Origin of the sequence: Rubrivirga sp. (genome assembly GCF_049648075.1) — a bacterium.
Classification (GTDB): Bacteria; Bacteroidota; Rhodothermia; order Rhodothermales; family Rubricoccaceae; genus Rubrivirga.
Genome location: NZ_JBARYR010000162.1, coordinates 1 through 3,881, shown reverse-complemented (window position 1 = coordinate 3,881; position 3,881 = coordinate 1). Strand labels below are relative to the sequence as shown.

At 69.8% G+C, this 3,881-nt stretch carries 3 protein-coding genes and 1 pseudogene; 3 read left to right on the top strand and 1 reads right to left on the bottom strand.

Annotated features, from left to right (window positions below; genetic code table 11):
- From WBA11_RS04575 to WBA11_RS04565, 3 genes are all read left to right on the top strand, one after another.
- On the top strand, positions 1 to 465 hold a 465-nt coding region (locus WBA11_RS04575; RefSeq protein ID WP_424519542.1), incomplete at its 5' end, for a hypothetical protein.
- Between the two features lie 49 nt (positions 466 to 514).
- Entirely contained in the window at positions 515 to 1,132 is a 618-nt protein-coding gene (locus WBA11_RS04570) for a CpcT/CpeT family chromophore lyase (protein WP_424519541.1), read from the top strand.
- 52 nt (positions 1,133 to 1,184) lie between these two features.
- Entirely contained in the window at positions 1,185 to 2,567 is a 1,383-nt protein-coding gene (locus tag WBA11_RS04565) for an amidohydrolase family protein (RefSeq protein WP_424519540.1), read from the top strand.
- A gap of 74 nt (positions 2,568 to 2,641) precedes the next feature.
- Here the strand turns inward: WBA11_RS04565 and aspS are convergent.
- Positions 2,642 to 3,881: pseudogene (aspS, locus tag WBA11_RS04560) on the bottom strand (aspartate--tRNA ligase); the annotation flags it as partial.

Genomic DNA, 3,881 nt, shown 5'->3' with positions numbered 1-3,881 from the left:
CAGCCGGTCGACGCCGAGGCCCTCCGCGCCCTGCTCCCGGCCGAGATCGGCGGCGTGCCTCGCAGCGAGGCCGAGGTCGCGGCCGACAGCGCCCTGGGCGTCTCGATCTCTCAGGCCGAGGGGCGCTACGCCTTCGAGGGCGGCAGCTACGTCGTCCGGTTCACCGACTACGCCGACCTCGAGACGATGGGGATCATGGGTCTGGGCTGGATCCAAGCCGACTTCGACCGCCAGGCCGGCGCCGCGTCCGAGCGGACCGTTGAGGTCGACGGGCGCCGCGGGTTCCGCCGCTACGACCCGTCCTCGAGGTCGGGCGAGTTCAGCGTCGCCGTGGCCGACCGGTTCCACGTCCGAGTCACGGGCACGGGCGTCGACGACGACGACCTCGAGGCCGCGCTCGGCACCGTCGACCTCGAGGCGCTGGCGGGGTTGCAGGACGCCGGGCGCCCGGAGCCGGGAGCCTGATCCGAGAGGCGGTCTGGCAACGGAGGGAGGAGACACCTTCCCTCGGTCTATGCGTGTCTGCCTCCTCGCCCTGTTCCTCGCTGCCTGCGGGGGGGGCGACAGCGATTTTCGAAACGGCTACCAGGACGAGGCCTACGTCGACCCAGGCCCAGGAGAGATTGCAGCCGCCCTCGCCTCGTCCTACGCCGACCCCACCGCGCCCTCGAGTGCCGCCGAGCCGGCGCGGACAACGATGCGTGGCGCTCTGATCTGGCGCGAGCGCGAAGACGGCAACTGGGTTTATGTCGAGCGCGACCTCGAAGACGGGACCCTCGAACGGGCCGTTTACGGCGTGGACTACGAGGGGGACCGCTACGTCGCTCGCGTCTTCGGCGTCCTCGAGACCGCATCGGTCGACCTCGAGGGCGAGCCGGTCGTCCTCGATTCGGCAGACGTGGTCGCGCGCGACGGCTGCGCGGTGGTCTTCGAGCGGACCGGCCCCGGGGACTACGCCGGCTCGACGGCAGGGGCAGAGTGCCCGGCGTCGCCTGGAGCGTCGCACACGGCCATCGACGTCGTCCTCGAGGACGGACGCATCTCGGTGTGGGAGCGAGAGGTAACCCCCGATGGTCAGCGCGTGGCAGGACCGCCAGCACCCGACGTGTACGAGCGCGTGGACGGTCGGTGAGGTACGAGAGGGCTCGTCCGCTACTTTGGCCATTGGTCTGCCTATGCCCTCGATGCCGTTCCTCCGCGCGTTCCTGCTGTCCCTCTTCCTCAGCGCGTCCGCCGTTGCGCAGCCAACTGCTCTCGTCGGAGCCACGGTCTATGACGGGACGGGCGCCGTCCTCGAGGACGCGGCCCTCGTCGTCGAGGACGGGCAGATCACGTGCGTCGGGGAGTGCCGCGTCCCGGCCGGCGCCGAGACCGCCGACCTCGGAGGCCGGTTCGTGACGCCCGGCTTGGTCGACGCGCACGTCCACTATGGGCAGACCGGCTGGCTCGACGGCCGGCCGGACAGCGGCGTCGGGACGGACGTCTACGACTACGACCAGCTCCAGACCGACCTCGAGGCCGATCCCGACCGGTGGCACCGCGCCTACCTGTGCTCGGGCGTCACCGCCGTCTTCGATCCGGGCGGGATGCCGTGGACCATCGACGTGGGGGACGAAGAACGGACGGACCGCCCGCACGTCCGCTCTGCCGGGCCGCTGCTGACCCACTTCGAGCCGGTGTTCTCGATCTTGGCGGCGAACGGTGAGAACACGTTTTTGCCGATGCAGACGGACGACGAAGCGGTTGCGAGCGTGCGGCAACTGGCCGAGCGCGGAGCGGACGCGATCAAGGTCTGGTACCTCAACCCGCAACCGGACCAGCGCGCTGCCCTCGACGCGCGGCTTATGCGGATCGGTGCCGAGGCGCGTGCCCACGGTTTGCCGCTCATCGTCCACGCGACCGAGCTCGTGAACGCAAAAGTCGCGCTCCGCGCCGGCGCCTCGATGCTGGTCCATAGCGTCGAGGACGCACCGGTCGACGACGAGTTCGTCCGCTTAGCCGGCGCCGCCAGGACGGTCTATGCGCCCACGTTGGGGGTCGGGAGAAACTGGAGGCGAGCCCTCGCGAGCGTGGGGCTGGGAGCCGTGCCCGTCCTCGATGATCCCAACAGCTGCGTCGACGCCGAAACGCGCCGCGTGATCGCAGGCGCCCCCGCGCTCTCGTCCGGGATGTCACCCGAGGCCGTGTTCGCGATGTTCGTCGACGCCGGCCGCGAGGAAGCGATGATGGCCGCCAACCTCGCTCGCGTCCACGCGGCCGGGATCCCGGTCGTCGCGGCGACCGACGCCGGCAACCCACTCACGCTCCACGGCCCGTCGATCTACGCCGAGCTCGAGGCGATGGAAGCCGCCGGCTTGTCGCCCACGGACGTCCTCGAGGCCGCGACCCGCAACGGCGCGGCGATGATGGGCGAGCTCGACCGGCTCGGCACCCTCGAGGTCGGAAAGCTGGCCGACCTGATCGTGCTCACCGAGGACCCCGGCGCGTCCTCGAGCGCGTTCCGCAGCCTCACGCACGTCATGCGCGGCGGCGTCTTGCGCGCAGTGTCTGAGCTGAGAGCCGACTGACGAAGTCCCGTCCTCGAGGCCGAGGTCCGGTCAGTCTGCCCTCGAGGGCGAAACGGATCAGGTCGGGTCCGACGCGAGGGGAGTCGTCTTGGCCACGCTGGCTTCGCCGGCCTGGCGGCTCTCGAGGGCGGCCGTGGTCTGGATGTGGAGTTCGGCGAGCTGCTCCGGGTCCACGACGTCGGGGGCGGACGACATGAGCTCCGTCGCCTGCTGCGTCTTGGGGAACGCGATCACGTCGCGCAGGCTCGTCGCGCCGGTCAGCAACATGACGAGTCGGTCCAGGCCGAGCGCGATGCCGCCGTGCGGGGGGGCGCCGTACCTCAGCGCGTCGAGCAGGAAGCCGAACCGGCGGGACGCCTCCTCTTCGGAGATGCCCAAGAGCTCGAACATCCGCGACTGGACGTCGGAGCGGTGGATCCGGATCGAGCCGCCTCCGATCTCCGAGCCGTTCAGGACCAGGTCGTAGGCCTGGCTGCGGACCGCGCCCGGGTCATCTTTCAGTTTGCCCAGGTCTTGGTTCGAGGGCGCCGTGAACGGGTGGTGCATCGCGTGGAACCGACCGCTCTCCTCGTCCCACTCCAAGAGCGGGAAGTCGGTGACCCACAGGAACTCCCACGGGCCGTCGGCGCCCTCGGGAATGAGTCCGGTCTCGCGCGCTAGGTGCAGGCGCAGATCGCCCATCTGCTCGAAGACGGTGGGCTGCGGCCCGGCGAGCACCAGCACCAAGTCTCCAGCCTCGGCCTCGACGGCTTGGATGACGGCCTGCATCTTGTCCCGGGAAAAGACCTCGGCCTTGACGGACTGCGTGAACTCGGAGCCGTCCTTCGGAAGCTTGGCGTAGAACAGCCCGCCGGCCCCGATCTGCTTGCGCACGACGTCCTTGTCGAGCTTGTCCATCGGCTTGCGGCCGCGCTCGCCCTCGCCCTCGACCCGGATCGCGACGACCGCGCCGCCGTCCTCGAGGACGCCGTCGAACACCTTGAAGCCGGAGCCTTGGACCTGCTCCGAGACGTCGGCGATCTCCATGCCGAACCGCAAGTCGGGCTTGTCGGAGCCGTAGCGGCGGATGGCTTCGGCGTAGGGCATCCGGGGGAACGGCGTCTCGACCTCGATGCCGCGCGTGTCGCGCCAGATCTGAGAGACCAGGCCTTCGACCAACCCGTAGATCATCTCCTCCGTCGCGAACGTCATCTCGACGTCGATCTGGGTGAACTCCGGCTGGCGATCCGCTCTCAGGTCCTCATCCCGAAAACACTTCGTGATCTGGACGTAGCGGTCCATGCCCGCCACCATCAGGATCTGCTTGTACGTCTG

Excerpts from the sequence above, each read along its gene's own strand:
- WBA11_RS04570 (WP_424519541.1), top strand. The coding sequence starts at position 515 with ATGCGTGTCTGCCTCCTCGCCCTGTTCCTCGCTGCCTGCGGGGGGGGC.
- WBA11_RS04565 (WP_424519540.1), top strand. The coding sequence starts at position 1,185 with ATGCCGTTCCTCCGCGCGTTCCTGCTGTCCCTCTTCCTCAGCGCGTCC.